General features: G+C 70.4%; 20 protein-coding genes. 15 read left to right on the top strand and 5 right to left on the bottom strand.

Features of this window, described 5'->3' with window-relative positions; translation table 11 throughout:
* Positions 1-30: 30 nt before the first annotated feature.
* The 11 genes from ACCP09_RS25175 to ACCP09_RS25125 all read left to right on the top strand — a co-directional run bounded on the left by ACCP09_RS25175 (position 31) and on the right by ACCP09_RS25125 (position 11,308).
* Entirely contained in the window at positions 31-858 is an 828-nt protein-coding gene (locus ACCP09_RS25175) for a phosphoribosylaminoimidazolesuccinocarboxamide synthase (RefSeq protein ID WP_027933918.1), read from the top strand.
* A gap of 68 nt (positions 859-926) precedes the next feature.
* Positions 927-1,982 carry an SDR family oxidoreductase gene (locus ACCP09_RS25170; protein ID WP_027933917.1) on the top strand — a complete coding sequence of 352 codons (1,056 nt, stop codon included), beginning with the start codon at positions 927-929 and terminating at the stop codon, positions 1,980-1,982.
* Positions 1,983-1,998: 16 nt separating this feature from the next.
* Complete coding sequence (locus tag ACCP09_RS25165) at positions 1,999-2,256, top strand: glutaredoxin domain-containing protein (RefSeq protein ID WP_017985097.1); 258 nt, start codon at positions 1,999-2,001, stop codon at positions 2,254-2,256.
* A 28-nt stretch (positions 2,257-2,284) separates the two neighbouring features.
* Positions 2,285-2,857, top strand: a complete 573-nt coding sequence (locus tag ACCP09_RS25160; RefSeq protein ID WP_433750790.1) for a TetR/AcrR family transcriptional regulator — start codon at positions 2,285-2,287, stop codon at positions 2,855-2,857.
* Positions 2,858-2,958: 101 nt separating this feature from the next.
* A complete protein-coding gene (locus tag ACCP09_RS25155; RefSeq protein WP_027933915.1) occupies positions 2,959-3,501 on the top strand; it encodes a hypothetical protein in 543 nt (180 codons plus the stop codon).
* A 10-nt stretch (positions 3,502-3,511) separates the two neighbouring features.
* The gene (locus ACCP09_RS25150) at positions 3,512-4,417 is read left to right on the top strand and encodes a LysR family transcriptional regulator (protein WP_433750787.1); all 906 of its coding nucleotides are present in this window, start codon (positions 3,512-3,514) and stop codon (positions 4,415-4,417) included.
* 100 nt (positions 4,418-4,517) lie between these two features.
* Entirely contained in the window at positions 4,518-5,660 is a 1,143-nt protein-coding gene (locus tag ACCP09_RS25145; RefSeq protein WP_027933913.1) for a CaiB/BaiF CoA transferase family protein, read from the top strand.
* Positions 5,657-6,397 (top strand): acetoacetate decarboxylase, encoded by a 741-nt coding sequence (locus ACCP09_RS25140; protein WP_433750784.1) that lies wholly within the window; start codon positions 5,657-5,659, stop codon positions 6,395-6,397. The genes ACCP09_RS25145 and ACCP09_RS25140 overlap by 4 nt, the downstream gene beginning before the upstream one ends.
* Positions 6,394-7,242 carry a 3-hydroxyacyl-CoA dehydrogenase NAD-binding domain-containing protein gene (locus ACCP09_RS25135; protein WP_378335090.1) on the top strand — a complete coding sequence of 283 codons (849 nt, stop codon included), beginning with the start codon at positions 6,394-6,396 and terminating at the stop codon, positions 7,240-7,242. Before ACCP09_RS25140 ends, ACCP09_RS25135 begins: the two co-directional genes overlap by 4 nt.
* On the top strand, positions 7,239-8,408 hold the full coding sequence (locus ACCP09_RS25130; protein WP_433750781.1) for an acyl-CoA dehydrogenase family protein: 1,170 nt from the start codon (positions 7,239-7,241) through the stop codon (positions 8,406-8,408). The genes ACCP09_RS25135 and ACCP09_RS25130 overlap by 4 nt, the downstream gene beginning before the upstream one ends.
* Before the next feature lie 146 nt (positions 8,409-8,554).
* A complete protein-coding gene (locus ACCP09_RS25125; RefSeq protein ID WP_433750778.1) occupies positions 8,555-11,308 on the top strand; it encodes a PQQ-dependent sugar dehydrogenase in 2,754 nt (917 codons plus the stop codon).
* A 57-nt stretch (positions 11,309-11,365) separates the two neighbouring features.
* Here the strand turns inward: ACCP09_RS25125 and ACCP09_RS25120 are convergent, their stop codons facing one another.
* The 5 genes from ACCP09_RS25120 to ACCP09_RS25100 all read right to left on the bottom strand — a co-directional run bounded on the left by ACCP09_RS25120 (position 11,366) and on the right by ACCP09_RS25100 (position 15,328).
* Positions 11,366-12,205 (bottom strand): MurR/RpiR family transcriptional regulator, encoded by an 840-nt coding sequence (locus ACCP09_RS25120; RefSeq protein WP_027933908.1) that lies wholly within the window; start codon positions 12,203-12,205, stop codon positions 11,366-11,368.
* Positions 12,202-13,242, bottom strand: coding sequence for a zinc-dependent alcohol dehydrogenase family protein (locus tag ACCP09_RS25115; RefSeq protein ID WP_433750774.1), 1,041 nt, complete (start codon positions 13,240-13,242; stop codon positions 12,202-12,204). The genes ACCP09_RS25120 and ACCP09_RS25115 overlap by 4 nt, the downstream gene beginning before the upstream one ends.
* 19 nt (positions 13,243-13,261) lie before the next feature.
* A complete protein-coding gene (locus ACCP09_RS25110) occupies positions 13,262-14,074 on the bottom strand; it encodes an LLM class flavin-dependent oxidoreductase (RefSeq protein WP_027933906.1) in 813 nt (270 codons plus the stop codon).
* Between the two features lie 80 nt (positions 14,075-14,154).
* Positions 14,155-14,841, bottom strand: a complete 687-nt coding sequence (locus ACCP09_RS25105; protein ID WP_020416828.1) for a metal-dependent transcriptional regulator — start codon at positions 14,839-14,841, stop codon at positions 14,155-14,157.
* 43 nt (positions 14,842-14,884) lie between these two features.
* Positions 14,885-15,328 (bottom strand): GNAT family N-acetyltransferase, encoded by a 444-nt coding sequence (locus ACCP09_RS25100; protein ID WP_378335086.1) that lies wholly within the window; start codon positions 15,326-15,328, stop codon positions 14,885-14,887.
* Between the two features lie 103 nt (positions 15,329-15,431).
* Here ACCP09_RS25100 and ACCP09_RS25095 point away from each other — a divergent pair, with 103 nt between their 5' ends.
* The 4 genes from ACCP09_RS25095 to ACCP09_RS25080 are packed head-to-tail and all read left to right on the top strand — an operon-like array spanning position 15,432 to position 18,508.
* A complete protein-coding gene (locus tag ACCP09_RS25095) occupies positions 15,432-15,836 on the top strand; it encodes a hypothetical protein (protein ID WP_433750769.1) in 405 nt (134 codons plus the stop codon).
* Between the two features lie 8 nt (positions 15,837-15,844).
* Complete coding sequence (locus ACCP09_RS25090) at positions 15,845-16,468, top strand: DUF3558 domain-containing protein (protein ID WP_433750766.1); 624 nt, start codon at positions 15,845-15,847, stop codon at positions 16,466-16,468.
* A gap of 41 nt (positions 16,469-16,509) precedes the next feature.
* Positions 16,510-17,757, top strand: a complete 1,248-nt coding sequence (locus ACCP09_RS25085; RefSeq protein ID WP_433750763.1) for a hypothetical protein — start codon at positions 16,510-16,512, stop codon at positions 17,755-17,757.
* Positions 17,758-17,761: 4 nt separating this feature from the next.
* Positions 17,762-18,508 carry an ESX secretion-associated protein EspG gene (locus ACCP09_RS25080; RefSeq protein ID WP_433750760.1) on the top strand — a complete coding sequence of 249 codons (747 nt, stop codon included), beginning with the start codon at positions 17,762-17,764 and terminating at the stop codon, positions 18,506-18,508.
* Positions 18,509-19,278: the final 770 nt, after the last annotated feature.

Here is a 19,278-nt window from a genome sequence, read left to right as displayed (position 1 = left end):
CGGCGAAATCCGGCGACACGGGACGGGACGATGAAGCACATCTATGCGGGCAAGGTCCGGGAGCTCTACTCCGACGGCGACGAAATTCTGCTCGTCGCCTCCGACCGGATCTCGCTCTACGACGTGGTGATGCCCACCCCGATCCCGGACAAGGGCAAGCTGCTCACCCAGCTGTCGCTGTGGTGGTTCGAGCACCTGGCGGAGATCGTGCCGAACCACGTCGTGTCCACCGACGTGCCCGAGGAGTTCGCCGGCCGCGCGATCCGCGTCAAGCCGCTGAAGATGGTGCAGGTCGAGTGCATCGCCCGCGGCTACCTCACCGGGCTGGGCCTGAAGGAGTACCAGAAGCAGGGCACGGTCTCCGGCGTCGCGCTGCCGCCGGGCCTGGTCGAGGGCAGCAAGCTGCCGGAGCCGATCTTCACGCCGACCACCAAGGCCACCGAGGGCCACGACGAGTTCATCACGTTCGACGACGTGGTCGCCCAGGAAGGCCGCGAGACCGCGGAGCGCCTGCGTGAGCTGACGCTGGCGATCTACCGCGCGGGCGCCGAGCGGGCCGCGGAGAACGGGATCATCGTCGCGGACACCAAGGTCGAGTTCGGCTGGGACGCCGACGGCGTCCTGACCCTCGGCGACGAGGTCCTGACCTCCGACTCGTCGCGGTTCTGGCCCGCCGACCGCTGGCAGCCGGGCCGCCCGCAGTTCTCGTTCGACAAGCAGTACGTGCGTGACTGGGTCAGCGGCACCGGCTGGGACAAGACCCCGCCCGCGCCGGAGATCCCGGCCGACGTCGTGGCCACCACCCGCGCCCGCTACATCGAGGTCTACGAGCGGATCACCGGGAACACCTGGGCATAAGCAACGCTCATGGGTCCCGGTACCAACGGGACTTGGACTTATCGCTCCCGGCGGCCGAATCTGGGTGCATGAGCACGGAACGCAAAGTCGCCCTGGTCGCCGGGGCGAATGGGGTCATCGGCCGCAACCTTGTCGACCACCTGGTCTCGCTCGGGGACTGGGACGTGATCGGGCTGTCCCGGAGCGGCGGGCCGTCGAGCGGGCCCGTCCGCCACATCGCCGTCGACCTGCTGGACCCCGCCGACGCGCGGGACAAGCTGGGCGGGCTGACCGATGTCACACACGTCTTCTACGCCGCCTACCAGGACAAGCCGACGTGGGCCGAACTGGTCGCGCCGAACGTCGGGATGCTGGTCAACCTCGTCGACGCGGTGGAGCCTGCCGCACGCGGTCTGCGTCACATCAGCCTGATGCAGGGCTACAAGGTCTACGGCGCGCACCTCGGCCCGTTCAAGACGCCGGCCCGCGAGGACGACCCGGCACACCTGCCACCCGAGTTCAACGTGGACCAGCAGAACTTCCTGGAGCAGCGGCAACTCGGCAAGGCGTGGACGTGGTCGGCGCTGCGGCCGTCGGTGGTGTGCGGGTTCGCGCTGGGCAACCCGATGAACCTGGCCACCGTGATCGCGGTCTACGCGTCGATCTCGAAGGAACTCGGCGTGCCGCTGCGCTTCCCCGGCAAGCCGGGCGCGTACACGTCGCTGCTGGAGATGACCGACGCCGGGCTGCTGGCGAAGGCGACGGTGTGGGCGGCGACGGACGAGCGCTGCGGCAACCAGGCGTTCAACATCAACAACGGCGATCTGTTCCGGTGGAGCGACTTGTGGCCGGAGCTGGCGCGCTGGTTCGACATGGAGGTCGCACCGCCGTTGCCGATGTCGCTGGAGACCGCGATGGCGGACAAGGAGCCGCTGTGGGAGTCGATGCGCGAGCGGTACGGGCTGGAGCCGTCGTTCGCCGAGGTGTCGTCGTGGCGCTTCGGCGACTTCGTCTTCGGCTGGGACTACGACGTGATCGCGGACGGCTCGAAGGCACGCCGGTTCGGTTTCCACGAGTTCGTGGACACCAGGGAGATGTTCCGGTCGATCTTCGACGAGTTGCGCAAGCGTAAAGTGATCCCTTGATGGTTAACCTGAAAGCATGAGCACTCCCGTCGAGTTCTACTGGCGCCCCGGCTGCGGCTTCTGCATGGCGCTGCGGGCCGGCCTGGAACGGGCCGGCCTGCCGTTCACCGAGGTGAACATCTGGGAGGAGCCGGGCGCGGCGGAACGGGTGCGGGAGGTCGCGAACGGCAACGAGACGGTGCCGACGGTCTTCGTCGGCCCGGCGGCCATGGTCAACCCGAGCGTGGACGAGGTGCTGACCGCCGTGCGCGAGCACGCTCCCGAGCTGCTCTGACGTACCTACCGATAGGTACAGTGGCGGGGTGGACACCTCGGAGCGGCTGATCCGCAGCACGCAGGAACTGCTGCGGGACCGCGGTTACGTCGGCACCAGCCCGAAGGCCATCCAGCAGCACGCGCAAGCCGGCCAGGGCAGCATGTACCACCACTTCAGCGGGAAGCCGGACCTCGCGCTGGCCGCGATCCGCCGCAGCGCGGAGGAGATGCGCGCCGAGGCCGAGGCCGCGCTCGCCCACGGCGGCACCGCGCTCGAGCGCATCGACGCGTACCTCCTGCGCGAACGGGAGGTCCTCCGCGGCTGTCCCATCGGGCGGCTCGCGCAGGACCCGGACGTCGTGGCCAGCGAGGACCTCCGGCAGCCGGTGCAGGAGACCCTCGGCTGGCTGCAGGAACGGCTCGCCGGGGTCCTCGCCGACGGTGTGGCGCGCGGTGAACTGCCCGCGGACCTGGACACCGGCGCCACCGCGGCGACCGTCGCCGCGGTGGTGCAGGGCGGGTACGTGCTCGCCCGCGCGGCGGACTCCGTGGATCACTTCGATCATGCAATTCAGGGCGTGCGCAAGTTGCTTGGAGCGATTTCCCAACACCGTCAGTGATTTGGACGTTGTTTCACAGCCCCGGCTGAGTCACCTTCACCCGGTTGCGGTACAAATGCGCGCAACTGTCGGTATGCCTTCGCGTCCGAAAGGTGGGTCCGGTGAACGACGAAGTGTCGGTGGCCGAACTGCTTGAGCGCGAGGGCTGGACGGAACAGCCCCGCACCCCGAGATCCCGGTTCCAGGTGATGGCGGTCATGCTCGCCGTCGTGCTGGGCTGCGGGCTCGCCGCGATCCTGGTCAAGGTCGGCGCGGACACCTCGCCCAACGACGACGCCGCGTTGTTCAGCCTCCCGGCCGGGCCGACCGGCGGCCTCGCCGGCGGCGGCGTCCCCGGGAACCAGAACACCACCGAGCGCACCAACAGCTCGTCCCGCATCGTGGTCACCAACGCCTCCCCCGGGGCCGGGAACGGCAGCGACATCGTCCCGTGGGCCACGAAGTCGCGCACCAGCACACCCACCGAGACGGTCACCGTCACCGACTCCAACCTGCCGCCGACGTCGAGCACCGACCCCGGCGCCCCGGCCGATCCGACCGGCCCCGGCCAGACGAGCACCCCGACCAGCGGCACCAGCACCGGCGCGACCACGACCACCCGGACGGGCCCGAGCTGCGTCCTGCTCATCTTCTGCCGCCCGTAAGCTCGGCCGGGTGGAGATCTTTCACCTGCGCTACTTCGTCGTGGTGGCCGAGGAGCTGAACTTCTCCCAGGCCGCGCGCAAACTCCACATGGCCGCGTCCCCGCTGAGCCAGCGCATCAAGGACCTCGAACACGAGCTGGGGCACCGGTTGTTCCGGCGCAGCACGCACAGCGTCGAGCTGACCGACGCCGGCGCCGCGCTCCTCCCCCTGGCCCGGGAGGCCCTCGAACACTTCAACGCGATCCCCTGGCGGCTGCGTGAGGCTCTCGGCCCACGGCACCGGATGGCGCTCATCGGGGTGCCGGCCGGGCTGCACCCGGACCTGCGGGCCCGCGTGCAGGAACTGGAGGAACGCTGCCGCGACCGGTTCGACCTCAAGCGCTGGCCGGGCCGCACCAGCGACCTGGTCGAGGCGGTGCACGACGGGCGGCTGAGCCTCGCGCTGGTCCGGCTGCCGGTGAGCGACCCCGCGCTGGAGGTCGTGCGGGTGCTGTCCGAACCACTGGGCGCGGTCGTGCCCGCGGACCGGTTCGACGGCCGCGAAGCGCTGAGCCTCACCGACCTCGTGGACCTGCCGTACGTCCCGGTGCCGCCGGAAGCGCAGCCGGTGTATTTCGAACAACTGGACCAGGAACTGCGCACGGCAGGTGTCAAGAAACGTCTCAAGCCGCCGCATACGGACTATTCCGGGGTCGCCGAAATCGTCGCGAGCGGCCTCGGGTTCACCGTCTCGATGCTGGACCCGCGCAGTCCCATGCGCAACTACAGCGTCGAGAACGTGGCCGTGCTCCCGATCACCGACTTCCACCCCGAGCTGCAGACCGGTCTCATCTGGCGACGCGACCGGGCCTGTCCGGGGGCGGAGTTGGCCGGGCTCGTCGCGGACGCCAGAGAAGTTTTCCGGCAAATGGTATGACCGCTGCGGTCATACCATTGTTCGCCCATTGATCATTCCCTGTCCCCGTTTTCGGACCTACCGTCGAATTGTCAGGTGAGGACGAGAACGAGGAGCAGTGATGAGTGGTCCACTCGACGGGATCCGGGTCATCGACCTCTCCACGGTGGTGATGGGCCCGTACGCCGCGCAGATCCTGGGCGACCTGGGCGCGGACGTGATCCGGATCGAGGCGCCGGGCGACTCGGCCCGCAACGGGCACTACCGCAACACGCCGGGCATGACCGCGCTGGCGATGGCGGTGAACCGAAACAAGCGCAGCGTGGCCCTGAACCTCAAGGACGACGAGCAGCGCGCGCGGGCGCTCGAACTGATCGACACCGCCGACGCGCTGATCACCAACATGCGCCCGGGCGCGCTCGGCAGGCTCGGCCTGACCTACGACGAGCTGTCCCGGCGCAACCCGAAGCTGGTCTACGCGCACGCGCAGGGTTTCCGCGGCGACTCCGACCGCGCGGGCCACGCCGCCTACGACGAGACCGTGCAGGCCGCGTCCGGGCTCGTCGACATCGCGAACCGTGCGCTGGGCAAGCCGGTGTACCTGCCGACGATCCTCGGCGACAAGGTCTCCGCGCTGACCATCGCCTACTCGGTGCTCGCCGCGCTGTTGCACCAGCGGAAGACCGGGCGGGGCCAGCACGTCGAGATCCCGATGACGGACACGCTGATCGCGTTCAACCTGGTCGAGCACCTCGCCGGGCACACCTTCGAGCCGCCGTCGGCGCCCACCGGGTTCCCGCTGTCCATGGGGCAGGGCCACCGCGCGGTGCGCACGAAGGACGGACTGGCGTGCGTGATCCCGTACAACCCGCAGAACTTCCGGGACTTCTTCGCCGCGGCGGGTCGGCCCGAGCTGGCCGAGGACCCGCGCGTGAACGGCGACTACGTGGACTCGGCGGACAAGGACGCGCTGGCCGACCTGATCGAGGAGTGCGCCCCGGCGCTGACGACCGCGGAATGGGCGGAAGTCTGCGCGAAGCACAGCATTCCGATGGCGCCGGTGCTGGAACTCGACCGCGCCGACGAGGACCCCTACGTCCGCGACGGCGGTCTGATCCGGCTGGTCGAGCACCCGACCGAAGGCCCGGTGCGCACGGCGGGCATCCCGGTCCGGTTCTCGGCGACCCCGGCCGAAATCCGCCGTCTGCCCTCGGTGCCCGGCGCCGACACCGAAGAGGTGCTGCGCGAGGTGAGCGGACGATGAGGGCCACCGACGTCGCGCGGCGCCACACGACCCCGCTGACCAACCCGGCCTACGCGCCGGTCGTGCCACGGTTCACCGACCGCGAGTACCTCAACATCGTCTACCGCACCGACTTCGACGCGCTGCGGGCCGTCGTCCCGGAGCCGCTGGAGATCGACGAGCCGCTGGTGCGCTTCGAGGTCATGCGCATGGGCGACGTGAGCGGCTACGGCCCCTACACCGAGGCCGGGCAGGCGATCCCGGTGCGGCTCGGCGACGAGCGCGGCGAGTACCTGCACGCGATGCACCTGGACAACTTCCCGGCCACCGCGTCCGGCCGCGAAGTCAGCGCCTACCCGAAAACCGTTGGCGCGCCGCGGTTGTACGTCGACCACGGCGCCCTCGTCGGGACGCTCGACTACGGCACGCTCCGGGTCGCGACGGCGACCATGGGCTACAAGCACCACCCGCTCGACCGCGCCGAGGCACGCGAGCAGATCGCCGTCCCGACGTTCATGCTCAAGATCGTCCCCGGTTACGACGGCCGTCCACGCGTCGCGGAACTGGTCCGCACCCGGATCACCGACGTGACGGTCAAGGAGGCGTGGACCGGTCCCGCGCGGCTGCAGCTGTTCGAGCACGTCCTCGCCCCGCTGGCCGATCTGCCCGTGCGGGAGGTCGTTTCGGCGAGCCACGTGCTCACCGATCTCACCCTGGCGCCGGTCAACCCGGTGCACGACTACCTGGAGGCGTCATGAAGATCGCGGTGATCGGCGCAGGCACGATCGGGCTGTCCTGGGCCGCCCTGTTCGCCGCGCACGGCCACGAGGTCCGGGTCAGCGATCCGCGGCCGGACCTCGCGGAAGCGTTGGGCGGCCTCGACGTCCAGATCGCGGGCTCGGTCGGCGAGGCCGTGCGCGACGTGGACGTGGTGCAGGAGAACGGACCCGAGCGGCTGGACTTCAAACGCGAGCTGTTCGCCCGGCTGGTCGCCGAGGCGCCCGCGCACGCGCTGCTGCTCAGCTCGTCCTCGGCGATCCCGTCCAGCGAGTTCACCGCGGACATCGACGGCTCGCGTGTCCTCATCGGACACCCGTTCAACCCGCCGCACATCATGCCGCTGGTCGAGGTCGTCCCCAACCCGCGCACCAACGAAGAAGCCGTGCGAGAAGCCGTGGAGTTCTACCGCTCGCTCGGCCGCGTGCCGGTCGTGGAACGCAAGGAGGTGCCCGGCTTCGTCGGCAACCGGCTGCAGAACGCCCTGCAGCGCGAGGCGATCCACCTGGTGCAGGAGGGCGTCGTCGATCCGGCCGGGCTGGACGAGGTCGTGGTCAACTCGCTCGGCCTGCGCTGGGCGGCCGTCGGGCCGTTCCTCGGCGCACACCTCGGCGGCGGTCCCGGCGGGTACCGGCACCTCGCGACGCACATCGGCGCGTCGATGCAGCGGATCACGCCCGGGCAGCCGGACCCGGCAGCCACCGAGCGCGTCATCGCAGCCGTGGAGAAGGCCTACGGCGACAAGGCATACACCGAACTCGCGGCGGACCGCGACCGCAAGCAGCTCGCGATCCTCGCCGCCCGAGGGCAAGGAGACACCGAATGAGCGCCGACTTCTACGGCTACGAGGACCTGCTGTCCGAAGAGGAGCGCAAGACGCTGCTCAGGGCCCGCGACTTCATGCGGACCGAGGTCAAGCCGCTGGTCAACGAGTACTGGGCGCGCGGCGAGTTCCCGCGTGAGCTGATCGGCAAGTTCCGCGAACTGGGCCTGGCCGGCGCGGCCTACGAGGGCTACGGCGACCCGCTCCCCCGCGGCAGCCACCTGCTGACCGGGATGCTCGCCGCGGAGTACTCGCGCGTCGACCCGTCCGTGGCGACCTTCTTCGGTGTCCACAACGGACTGGCGATGTACAGCGTATACGCGGGCGGGGATCAGGAGCAGCGCGACCGCTGGCTGCCCGCCATGGCCGCCATGGACAAGATCGGCGCGTTCGCGATGACCGAGCCGCTCGGCGGGTCCGACGTGGCGGGCGGCATGCGCACCACCGCGACGCGCGAGGGCAACACCTGGGTGCTCAACGGCGCCAAGCGGTGGATCGGCAACGCCACCTTCGCCGACCTGGTCGTCGTGTGGGCGCGGGACGTCGACGACAACCGCGTCAAGGGGTTCGTCGTGGAGACCCCGGCCGAGGGCTTCGTCCCGGTCAAGATCGAGAACAAGGTGGCGTTCCGGATCGTCGAGAACGCCGAGATCACGCTGAGCGACGTGCGGGTGCCGGAGGCGAACCGGCTGCGGAACATCCGCTCGTTCCGGGACGTCGCCGAGATCCTGCGCGCCACCCGTGGCGGCGTCGCCTGGCAGGCGCTGGGCGTCATGATCGGCGCGTACGAGGCGGCGCTCGCCTACGCCAAGGAGCGCAAGCAGTTCGGCAAGCCGATCGCCGGCTTCCAGCTCGTCCAGGACCTGCTGGTCAAAAGCCTCGGCAACGTCACCGCGTCGTGGGGCATGCTGGTCCAGCTGGCCCGCCTGCAGGACGCCGGGATCTTCCGCGACGAGCAGTCGTCGCTGGCGAAGGCGTTCGTCACCGCGCGCATGCGCGAGGTGGTGGCCTGGTGCCGTGAACTGCTCGGCGGCAACGGGATCGTCCTGGACTACGACGTGGCCCGGTTCTTCGCGGACGCGGAGGCCATCTACTCCTTCGAGGGCACCCGCGAGATGAACACCCTGATCGTCGGCAAGGCCGTGACCGGCGAGAGCGCGTTCGTGTAACCGATCTTGCATCACAGATCAATAACTCTCAGCAACGAAATCCCCCTTTCAGGCGAAGAGAAGTCGTACGCCTGGAAGGGGGATACATGCACTCTCGGTGGTTAGCCAAACGCTTACTCGCGTTCATCGGGACGGGGCTGATCACGTTGGGCCTGGTCACAGCGATCTCGGCCCCGCAGGCCGCCGCCGCGCCACCGCCCGGCTTCGTGCTGCTCGACCAGCCGACCGGTCAGAACGCCTACGACCTCACCGACTTCGCCTACCTGCCGGACGGCAGCTACCTGAGCACCGGCAAGAGCGGCAAGCTCAACTGGACCTCAGCCGACGGCGCGACCACGCGGACGCTGCGCAGCCTGAGCGTGCGCAACCAGGGTGACCTGGGTCTCGTCAGTGTGGCTGTGGCGCCCGACTATGCCACCTCGAAGGCGATCTACCTGATCCGCTCGGTGCCCGGCAGCACGTCGTTCACGCTGCGGCTGGCGAAGTGGACGGTCACCGGCTCGCCCGACCCGACCGGCATCACCGGCGAGCAGACGCTGATCGACATGCCCGGCAGCTCCGATGTGCACGGTATGACCGGTCTCATCGCGGCCGACGACGGCACGCTGTGGGTCTCCATCGGCGACAACTCCGACTACACGCGCGTCGACGAGAACGCGCTGAAGACCCTGGACGTCAACGCCCTCAACGGCAAGGTCCTGCACATCAACGCCAACGGCAGCGGCGTGCCGACCAACCCGTACTACGACGCGGCCAACCCCACGGCGACCCGCAGCAAGGTGTTCGCGAGCGGCTTCCGCAGCCCCTTCCGGTTCACGCTCGACCCCAGCAGCGGCCAGCCCGTCGTCGGTGACGTCGGCTGGAACGAGTGGGAGGAGCTCGACCTGGTGCAGCCGGGCCGCAACTACGCCTGGCCGTGCTGGGAGGGCAACCACCGCACCCCCGGCTACGCCGACCTGCCCGGCTGCGCGTCGGTGACCAACAGCGCGCCGCTGTGGGAGTACCACCACGGCGACGCCTCCAACCAGGGCAACAGCATCACCGCCGGCCTCGTCTACACCGGATCCAGCTACCCGGCCGAGTACCAGGGCGCGTTCTTCTTCGGCGACTACGTCGGCAAGAAGCTGTGGACCGCGCGCTGGAACACCGCGGGCACCCTCACCCAGGCGCCGCAGGACCCACCGCTGGCCACCGACATCGGCGGTCCGGTCAAGTTCGCCGCGGCGCCCAACGGCGACGTCGTCTACGCGGACATCTACACGGGCAAGCTGCGCCGCCTGAGCTACGTCACGGGCAACACGACCCCGGTGGCGAAGGCGACGACCACCAGCGACCCGGCGACCCGCACCGTCACCTTCGACGCGTCCGAGTCGACCGACTACGACGGCGACACGCTCACCTACACGTGGGACTTCGGCGACGGCACCACCGGCACCGGCGTGACCACCACGCACACCTACAGCTCCGACGGCCCGTTCACCGCGACGCTGACCGTGCGCGACCCGCTCAACAAGGCCGGGACCACGTCGTTCACCGTCGCGCCGGCCAACCACACGCCGGTGATCACGCTGACCGAGCCGTCCGCGCAGGACTTCGCGATCGGCGAGCCGGTGTCGCTGGCCGCGACCGCGACCGACGCCGAGGACGGCGACCTGCAGGTCAACTGGACCTCCATCGTGCTGCACTGCCCGGAGGAGGAGACGTGCCACTCGCACCCCGGTGTGGGCGCCAGTGGCTCGAGCTTCAGCGTCCCGTTCACCGACCACCCGGACTCCCGGATGGTCCTGACGGCGACGACCACCGACAGCGCGGGCGTGTCCACCAGCACCAGCTACACGGCCTGGCCGCGCCAGCACCGGCTGACCCTGAAGTCGAACGTGCCCGCGTCGCTGCAGATCCCGTCCGAGGGCAATGTGAACACCGCGCTGGTGACCGAGGGCGTCACGCTCGACGTGGTGGCCGCGGAAACCGCCTCCGACGGCGCGTCCAAGTTCTCCGCGTGGGAGGACGGGTCGACCAGCCGGACGCGGACGCTGACGGTCACCTCGGACCTGACGCTGACCGCGACCTACGCGACGGCGATCGACCAGCGCTACAACAGCGACGCCGCCGTGCGCACGCTGCTCGGCGCCCCGACCGCGCCCGAGGTGCAGGACGGCAACGTCAACTACCGGGTGTACGCCAACGGCCGGATGTACTGGTCGGCGCAAACCGGCGTGCACGAGGTGCACGGCGCGATCCTCGGCAAGTACCTGGAGCTGGGTGGCCACACCCGCTTCGGCGCGCCCACGACCGATGAGCTGACCACGCCGGACGGGGTGGGCAAGTACAACCACTACATCGGCACGACCGGCTCGCTGACGGCGTCGATCTACTTCTCGCCGAACACCGGCACGCACGCCATCTGGGGTGTGATCCGGGAGAAGTGGGCGGAGAAGGGCTGGGAGGCCGGTCCGCTCGGCTACCCGACGACCGACGAGCTGGTGACGCCGGACGGCATCGGCCGGTACAACCACTTCAGCAAGGACGGCTCGATCTACTGGACGCCTGCCAACGGCGCCCACTCGATCTGGGGCCTGATCCGGCAGGTGTGGCAGCAGACCGGCTGGGAGGCGGGCCCGATGGGCTACCCGGCCACCGACGAGCTGATCACGCCGGACGGCATCGGCCGGTACAACCACTTCGACAAGGCGGCGTCGATCTACTTCTCGCCGTCGACGGGCGCGCACGAGATCTACGGCGCGATCCGGGCGCGGTGGGCGGCCCTGGGCTGGGAGACGTCGTACCTCGGCTACCCGACCACGGGTGAGTTCGCCGCGGATGGCGGCAGGCGGAACAACTTCCAGCGGGGCTACATCCAGTGGTACCCGAACGGGACCGTGATCGACCGCCGGTACTGAGTTCCGGTGCGAAGGCCGCCCTCCCCGCCGCGAGCGGGGAGGGCGGTTTTTCGTTGCTCAGTAGTAGAAGTGCAGGGTGTCGAGCAGGCGGTGGTCCGGTTTCGGGTCACCAAGCTCGATCGCGACCTCGGTGACCAGCGCCTGGGTGAGCGCCGTCAGCGCGGTCAGCGAGCGGCTGTGCGAGACGCCGCTGGTTTCCGCGAACAGTGCCACCTCGGCTGACTCCACCAACGGCGACGCGGCGTTGTCCGTCAACGCGACCACCGGCAGCCCGGTTTCCCTGGCGTACCCGGCGACCCGGACCGTGTCGGCGGCGTAGCGGCGCACCGAGAACACCAGCAGGACCTCGTCCTCGCACAGTTCCCTGAGTTCGTCCGGCAGCGAGCCGCCGCCGAGCCGGTGTACGGCGGGCAGGACCTCGCCCAGCCGCTGCGCCGCCAGGTCCGCCACCGGCCGGCACTCGCGCAGACCCATCACGTGCACCCGCGGCGCCCGCGCGAGCAGTTCCACGGCCCGCAGCCACGAGGGCCGCTCCAGGTGGCTGAAAGTGCGCGAGAGGTTCGTCTGTTCCTGTTCCAGCACCGCGGAGAGCAGGCCACCCGGCTCCGCCTCGGCGGCGTGCTCGGTGCGCCGCGCAACCTGGGCCTGCTCGGCCACCCAGGTGCGGCACAGCTCCATGATGTCCGGATAACCCGGCAGCCCCAGGGAGTTCGCGAACCGCGTCACCGACGACTCGCGGATCTCCAGCAACCGCGCGGCCTCCGAGATGCCGCGGTAGGCCGTGCCCTCCGGGTCGGCGAGCAGCAGGTGGGCGAGGCGCAGCTGCCCCGAGGCCAGTTTCGGCAACCGGCTCCGGAGCAGCTCCGCCAGCTCCTGGTAGCTCCCCGGGGCCTTCACACGCGCAACTCCACGACCGTGACGCCGGCGCCGCCGACCGGGTCGTCCATCGCCATCAACGCTGCCGGTGCTTCGTCCAGCGTGATGCGACGGCCGATCAGCGCGTTGAGGTCCATTGTGGATCGTTCGACCATCGCCAGCATCTCCGGGTACTCGTGGGCCTGGATGCCGTGGCTGCCGAGGATCTCCAGTTCGTCGGCGATCACGCGGTGCATCGGGATCGGCGGGATCCCCTGCCCCGGCGGCATCAACCCCACCTGGACGTGCCTGCCACGGGGCCGCAGGCTCGCCACCGACGCCGCGCAGGTCTGCGGCAGGCCGACGCAGTCCAGGGAGACGTGCGCGCCGCCGCCGGTGATGTCGCGGACGGCGGCGGCGGTGTCCTGGCCGCCGTCGACAGTGGCTTCCGCGCCGAGTTTCGCCGCCAGCGCAAGGGCTTCGGGTGAGAGGTCGACGGCAACGACCCGCGCGCCCGCGGCGACGGCGAGCATGACCGCCGAGATGCCCGCGCCGCCGCAGCCGTGCACGGCGACCCACTGGCCGGCGGTCGTCCGCCCCTGCCGCAGCACGGCGCGGAAGGCGGTGCCGAAACGGCAGCCGAGCGCCGCGGCCGTGCTGGACGCGAGGTTGTCGGGCAGGCGGACGAGGTTGACGTCGGCGTGGTCGAGGGCGACCAGCTCGGCGAACGATCCCCAGTGCGTGAACCCGGGCTGGGTCTGGTTCACGCAGATCTGCTGGTTGCCGGTGACGCACTGGTCGCACGCGCCGCAGGCGCACACGAACGGGACGGTGACGCGGTCACCGGGTGACCAGTGGCGCACCCGGTCGCCGGTCGCGACGATCCGGCCGGCGAGCTCGTGGCCGGGCACGTGCGGGAGGGTGATGTCGCTGTCGTGGCCGCGCCAGCCGTGCCAGTCGCTGCGGCACACGCCGGTCGCCTCGACCGCGACGACCACGCCGTCCGGGGCGGGCGCCGGGTCGGGCACGTCGCGGACCTGCGGTGGGGCTCCGAACTCGGTGAAGACGACTGCGCGCACCCCGACACCCTACGTGGCGTCAGCGGCCCTTGAGCAGCTCCACGATCGGGGCGAAGCGGTCGGCGTAGCCGGAGTTGATGGTGACGTAGGAGATGCCCAGCTCGTCGCGGCGGCGCAGGAGGGTGTCGGCGGCCTGCTGCGCGCTGCCGGGCAGGACGCTGACGGAGTCGTGGGCGACCAGGTCCGCGATCGTGGTGCCGATGTAGCGCTCCAGCCACGGCGCGGGTTCGTCGCCGACGGCGAGCAGGTTCATGGCCAGTTCGACGTCCCGGCCGTGCGCGGCGTCCTGGACGGCGCGGACCAGTTCCCGTGCTTCGGTTTCGGTGGTGCGGGGCTGCCAGGCCATGGTGGCGATGTCGGCTTCCCGCCCGGCGAGGGCCAGCATCTTCGGGCCGCCCGCGGCGAGGAGGAGTTTGGGGCGGACCTCCTGCTCGTTGAGGTGCCGCACGGTTTCGGCGATGTGCGCCACCCGCTCCTTCGGTGTGCCGAACTCGCGGCCGAGCCGCCGGAGGGTGCTCTCGGCGCCAGGGCGGCCGGTGCCGAGGCCGAGTTCGAAGCGGCCGCCGGTGAGCCGGTGCAGGCTCTCCGCCTGCCAGGCCAGCAGCCGCCGGTCGCGGAACCCGTCGACGGCGACGAAGGTGCCGACGTGCAGCTCCGTGGTGACGGCCGCGGCGGCGGACAGGGTGGTGAAGGGGTCCAGACCGCCGAGCGGGTCGGGCGAGAGGAGGGTGTCGAAGCCCTGGACCTCGGTGCGGCGGGCGAGGGCGGTCCAGTCGGTGAGGTGGGTGATCTGCCCGGCGACGAGGCCGAAGCGGAAGGGTTTGTCAGTCATGCGGTCGATGGTGACCCCGTCGGGCTCGTCACCGCGTCCGCTCGTCGGCGGATTTGCCGCCTACGTCGGGAGGCGCACCGTCAGAAGACGGCGACGCTCAGCGCCTGCGCGATTTCCTTGCCGAGCGCGTGGGTCGCCGCTTCGGCGCCCGAGCCCACCTTCACCACGAGCGAGCCGCCGAACGGTTGCCGCTCCACCACTTCGATCCGCTCGCCGAGGGCGATGGCGTGGTCGGCGAGGTAGCGCAGCATGTCCGGGTCGGTGTCCCACACGCGCACGATCTGCCCGACCGCGCCCGGCTCCATCTCGTCGAGCAGGCGGGTCGGGACCTCCTCGACGCTGCCGTCGGCGGCCGGGATGGGGTCGCCGTGCGGGTCGCGGACCGGGTTGCCGAGCTTGGCCGCGATTCGTTCGATGAGCCGGTCGGAGACGGCGTGTTCGAGCGCGTCGGCCTCGCCGTGGACCTCGTCCCAGGTGTAGCCGAGTTCCTGCACCAGGTAGGTCTCGATGAGCCGGTGGCGCCGCAGGACGCCCCGCGCGAGGCGGCGGCCTTCGGGGGTCAGCTCGATGCCGCGGTACGGGACGTGCTCGACGAGGCCCTGCTGGGCGAGCTTGGTGACCATGCCGGACGCCGACGAGGGACTCACCTCGAGGCGGCCGGCCAGGGTCGTGTTGGTGACGGCCTCACCGCGCTCGACCAGGCCGTAGATGACCCGGATGTAGTCCTCGATCGACGAGGAGGACGAGCGGTGCGGACTGTCAGGCATGCTAATAACTCTACGTGCGGCCCCCGGTGGGAGTCAGCCTTGCCTAACTCCCCGGGGACCAGCGGTAGCGGACCCAGCCCGGCACCGGCTGGGCGCCGAGCTGGGCGTAAAAGGCCGCGGCACGCTCGTTGCCCTCCTGCATGTCCCACTCGACGCGCCCATCGGTGCGCGCCCGCAGCGCGGCGAGCAGTTCGTTGCCCAGCCCGTGGCGGCGGTACTCGGGGCGGACGTACAGGTCGTCCAGCCAGATCCCCGGGCGCCCCTCCCAGGTGGAGAAGTTCCAGGAGCAGAAGGCCATCCCCGCGACGGTGTCGGAATCGGGCGGTTCCGCGATGAGGACCCACGCCTTGGGCTCCGGACCGAACAGGTGCTTGGTCATCTCGGCGCGGTCGAGGGTGAGCGTGTCGTTGCCCTCGTAACGGGCGTGCTCCTCGATGAGCGCGCAGATCTCGTCGACGTCCCTGACCTCGGCTTCTCGTACCGGCATGTGACTCATGCTATGCGGCGATTTCGACCAACCGGACGCCGTGGGTGATCCGGTCGCGCTAACCTCACCTTGAACTGCGTTCCGCACAGGGGGTAGGGAACAGATGACCGAGGGCAACGGGCAGGCCCCGATGGGGCCGACGGTGGGCGCGGGCCTGAGCGCCGTGGGAGGCGCCGGGTACCGCTTCGACCCCGACCAGATCGCCGAGCTGATCCCGAAGTGGGAGGAACTGCGGGACGGGATCGACGACGACCAGGAGCAGTTGCGGGCCGCCCTGCGCCTCGCGACTCCGCCCTCTGCTGATCCGCCAGCTGCGAACAACGCGCAGCAAATCCGTGCATCCATTCAGGCGGCCATCGAACACAATGCGAGCTTGCGTAGTTACGCTCAGGCGTGGGTCGATACCCTGAGAAAGGCGAACGGCACTTACCAGGCTCAGGACGAGGAGACCCGACGAGGCCTGCAGGGTGCTCCTGACACCGGCGACGACCGCGGGCTCTACCTGTAGGGGAACAAGTGACCAAGATCAGGACACTGGCGGGTATCACCCTGCTGAGCATTGCGCTACTCGGTGTGGCTGCTTGCTCAGACGGCGGAGCGACTGGGACAACTCCAAGTAGCGGTAGCGCGTCGTCGACCTCTCCAGCGGCGCAGAGGGAGCGAGCACCCCAGGTCGCAGACCCACTTGACCCCGCCGGTCTCGTGGATCACCCGTGCGAGAGCCTCAGCGCTGAGCAGCTCAGCGACCTCGGTATCGAAGGCGAAGGGAAAGAAACCAGGGTCACCGCCGGCGGCCTGAAGGGTTGCGACTGGAAGTTCGGCGCCAATCTCGAATGGAAGATTCAGGTCTCGTACGTGGTGCCGGACTCCCGGAACGGGCTGCAGAACGAATACGACCAGCACGCGGCGGGACTGTTCGAAGGCGGCTACTTCGTGCCGACCTCGACGGGTGGCTACCCGGGCGTCTTCAGCAACGTCGCGGACACCCGTTCACAGGGTCGGTGCGACCTCGGTGTGGGGATCAATGACGAGATGCTGCTGACGGTTGCCGTCACAGGACAGGCCGAGAAGGACAACTGCAGGGCTGCATCGAATGTGGCGGAACGGATCATTTCGACGATCAAGGCCGGGGGGCATTGATGACCGGTGCAGTACTGGGTAGCACCACATCGCTCAGCGGAATGACAGCGCAGCAGATATACGTCAACTTCCGCGATGCACCGGGGCCCGAGAACCTTCAGGAATCCCAGGACAACCTGGGCGAAGTGATGAAGAAGTACGAGATACGCAGCAGGTTGATCACGTCGCTCACGGGAGCGATGACTGATGGCTGGACCGGTCAGGCCTCTGACAGTGCGTCACTGAGCGTCAGCAGGCTGGCCTACTCCCACAATGAGGCCGCCAGCGCCATGAGCACGGCACACAGCCTCATCGGAAACCAGTGTCAGGCCTTCTTCGACACCAAGAACAAGGTCGTCCCGGTGCCGGAGGTTCCGCAGACCCCTCCGGCGCTCAAGGAGATCATTGGCGACTCGAACGGTGACCTCAGCCAGATGGTCAAGGTGGCGGCGGCGAACGCGGCCGCCAAGCAGAACGTCGAGGCCATGCAGTCCTGGTCGACCACCTCGGGCGACAACGGCGCGAAGATGCCGACCACCTACGGCACCCTCGACGCCGGCGTGCTCGGGGTCACCCAGGGCGCCCAGCCGGGCGGCGGCGTCGACATCCAGAACAAGCCGACCAGTGACGGTCCGCGCTTCGGGGGCGCTGGGGGTGCCTCCCGAGGCGGCGGTGGCGTCACCGGCGGCACCTCGTCCCTGTCGGGGCCCTACCAGGCCCCGGCAGGGCAGATCCCGGCCGACGGGCGCACCGTCGCCTCCGACGCGGCCTACGCACCGCCCGCGGCGGCGTCCTACAGCCCTCCCCAGCAGGGTGCCGGGAACTACGGCAATCCCGGCGCGTATGGCGTCCCCGGCTACGGGAGCACCGCGGGGTATCGCGGCGCCAACCCCGCAGGTGGGCCAGGCGCCGGGGCGGGACGGGGCGGCGTCGGCTCCGGGCGGGGCTTCAGCGCGGGCGGCGCGGGCCGTGGCGGCGGCTTCGGCGCAGGCCGCGCCGGCGGCTTCGGGCCCGGCAGCGGCGGCAACCCCCTCAGCGACGGCAAGCGCTTCGGCGCCGGGAACGCCGCCGCGGCGGGTGAGTCGTTCGGCCGTGGCGGCGGCGGTGCGGCCGGTCGGGGTGGCGCCGCCGGCAGTCCGGGCGCCATGGGCGCCGGAGCGGGCAACCGCGGCAAGGGGGAGGACGACGGCGAGCACCAGCGGAAGTACATCGTGGACGAAGACGAGCACTTCCAGCTCACCGCGGAGGGCGAGAAGGCCGTCGACCCCGTCACGGGCATGACCGTCTCCCCGCCGGTGCTCGGCCAGTAACGCCATGTGGTTCGCCGAACCGGAACGGTTCCAGGTCGACCTCCTCGCGGCCATGGTCGCCAAGGTCACCGGCGCCGAACTGCACCTCGCGCTCGCACCGCAGGCCGTGTGGCGCCCCGACGACGCCGACGTCGCCTTCAGGCGCGCCGCCGACGCCGCCCTCGCGCGCTTCCACGTGCCCACCCGCGACGAGCCGACGTTCGCCGACCTCGCGCGCCTGCTCACCACCCCCACCGAGGCGCGGTTCGGGTGGCTGTCGGACACCACGCGGGGCGTCAACATCTCCACCCTCGTCGCCGCCGACCAGCGGTTCGGGGTCGTCGCGGTGCGGGATGGGCAGGAGGTCTCGGTCCGGACCTTCCAGCGCGACCGGCTCAGCAAGGTCCTCGCCGACGTCCTCCCCCAGGACGTGCGCAAGTCCCCGGAGCCGTCGCTGACCGTGCTGCGCAGCGAGGTCCGCGGCGCACGCCAGGCCGAGCTGAACGGCACCCGGCCCAGCCGCGCGGTGATGCGCGCCGACTACCTGGCCTCGCTCGAGCCGTACTTCATCGCCGAGCTGCACGCCGAGGTCCGCGACCACACCGGACAGCCCCGGCACCCGCGCTTCCCGCTCCGGGTCTACGACAACGCCGAAGGCCGGTGGACCGTCCAGGCGAAACCGCACTACGACGACCAGCTGCTCCACTTCGCACCCGCCACCGCCACCGACGTGGCCGACCGCCTGGACGAGCTGCGCCGCGAACTGAACTGAGCGGCGGGGCCACTCGCGACCGCGCGAGAGGCCCAAGTCGCGCAGGAGCAGGGAGCGGGGGCGGGGCAGGCGGCAGGGGGCCAGGCCAGGGCAGACCAGGGCCAGCGCGGAGCGTGAGGCGGCGGGAGCGGCCGCGATCGCACGAGTGGCACCCTCGTGACGCCACGAGAGGCACAGTCGTGCAGGGGCCAGGTGGTGGTGAGGGCCGGCCGCTGAATGCCGCTCGAGGGTTCAGGCGCAAGTGCAGCCAAAAGAGGGCGAAGCCCGGTGGAAGCCGGGCCCGACCGAAGACGGAGGCCCAGGCAGGAGCAGGCCAAGCGCAAGCACGCTCGCGGCAGAGCTGAACCGTGAAGAGGCCCGGTCGGCACCGAAACAAGCGGGACCACCGTCGGCGGAAGCAGGACCGGGCGGCCGAAGCAGGACCAGGCGGAACGAGGACCGGGCGGCCGAGCGGACCGCGCGGGCGGCTGACCCGACCGGGCGGGGGCCGAGCGGAACGAGGACCGGGCGGCCGAGCGGACCAGGCGGAAGCAGGACCGGGCGAAGGAGCGGGACCACCTGCGGCCGAAGCAGGACCAGGCGGCGGAAGACCCGCCGAACGGCACCACCGTGCAGCACCGCCGGGCAGCGCGCACGCCCGCGGACAACGAAGCGAAGCAGCCCCGCCAGCCAAAGCAGCGGAAGACCCGGACAGCAAAGCCATCCCCACCACCAGTAGCCGAGGGACGGAGAGCAAGGCCCTCCCGCCTCACCCACAGCCGACGGACGGA

Source organism: Amycolatopsis sp. 3B14, assembly GCF_050958625.1.
Classification (GTDB): Bacteria; Actinomycetota; Actinomycetes; order Mycobacteriales; family Pseudonocardiaceae; genus Amycolatopsis_E; species Amycolatopsis_E thermoflava.
Note: the sequence above shows the minus strand (reverse complement) of the source record. Positions and strands in the feature narration are given on the sequence as shown.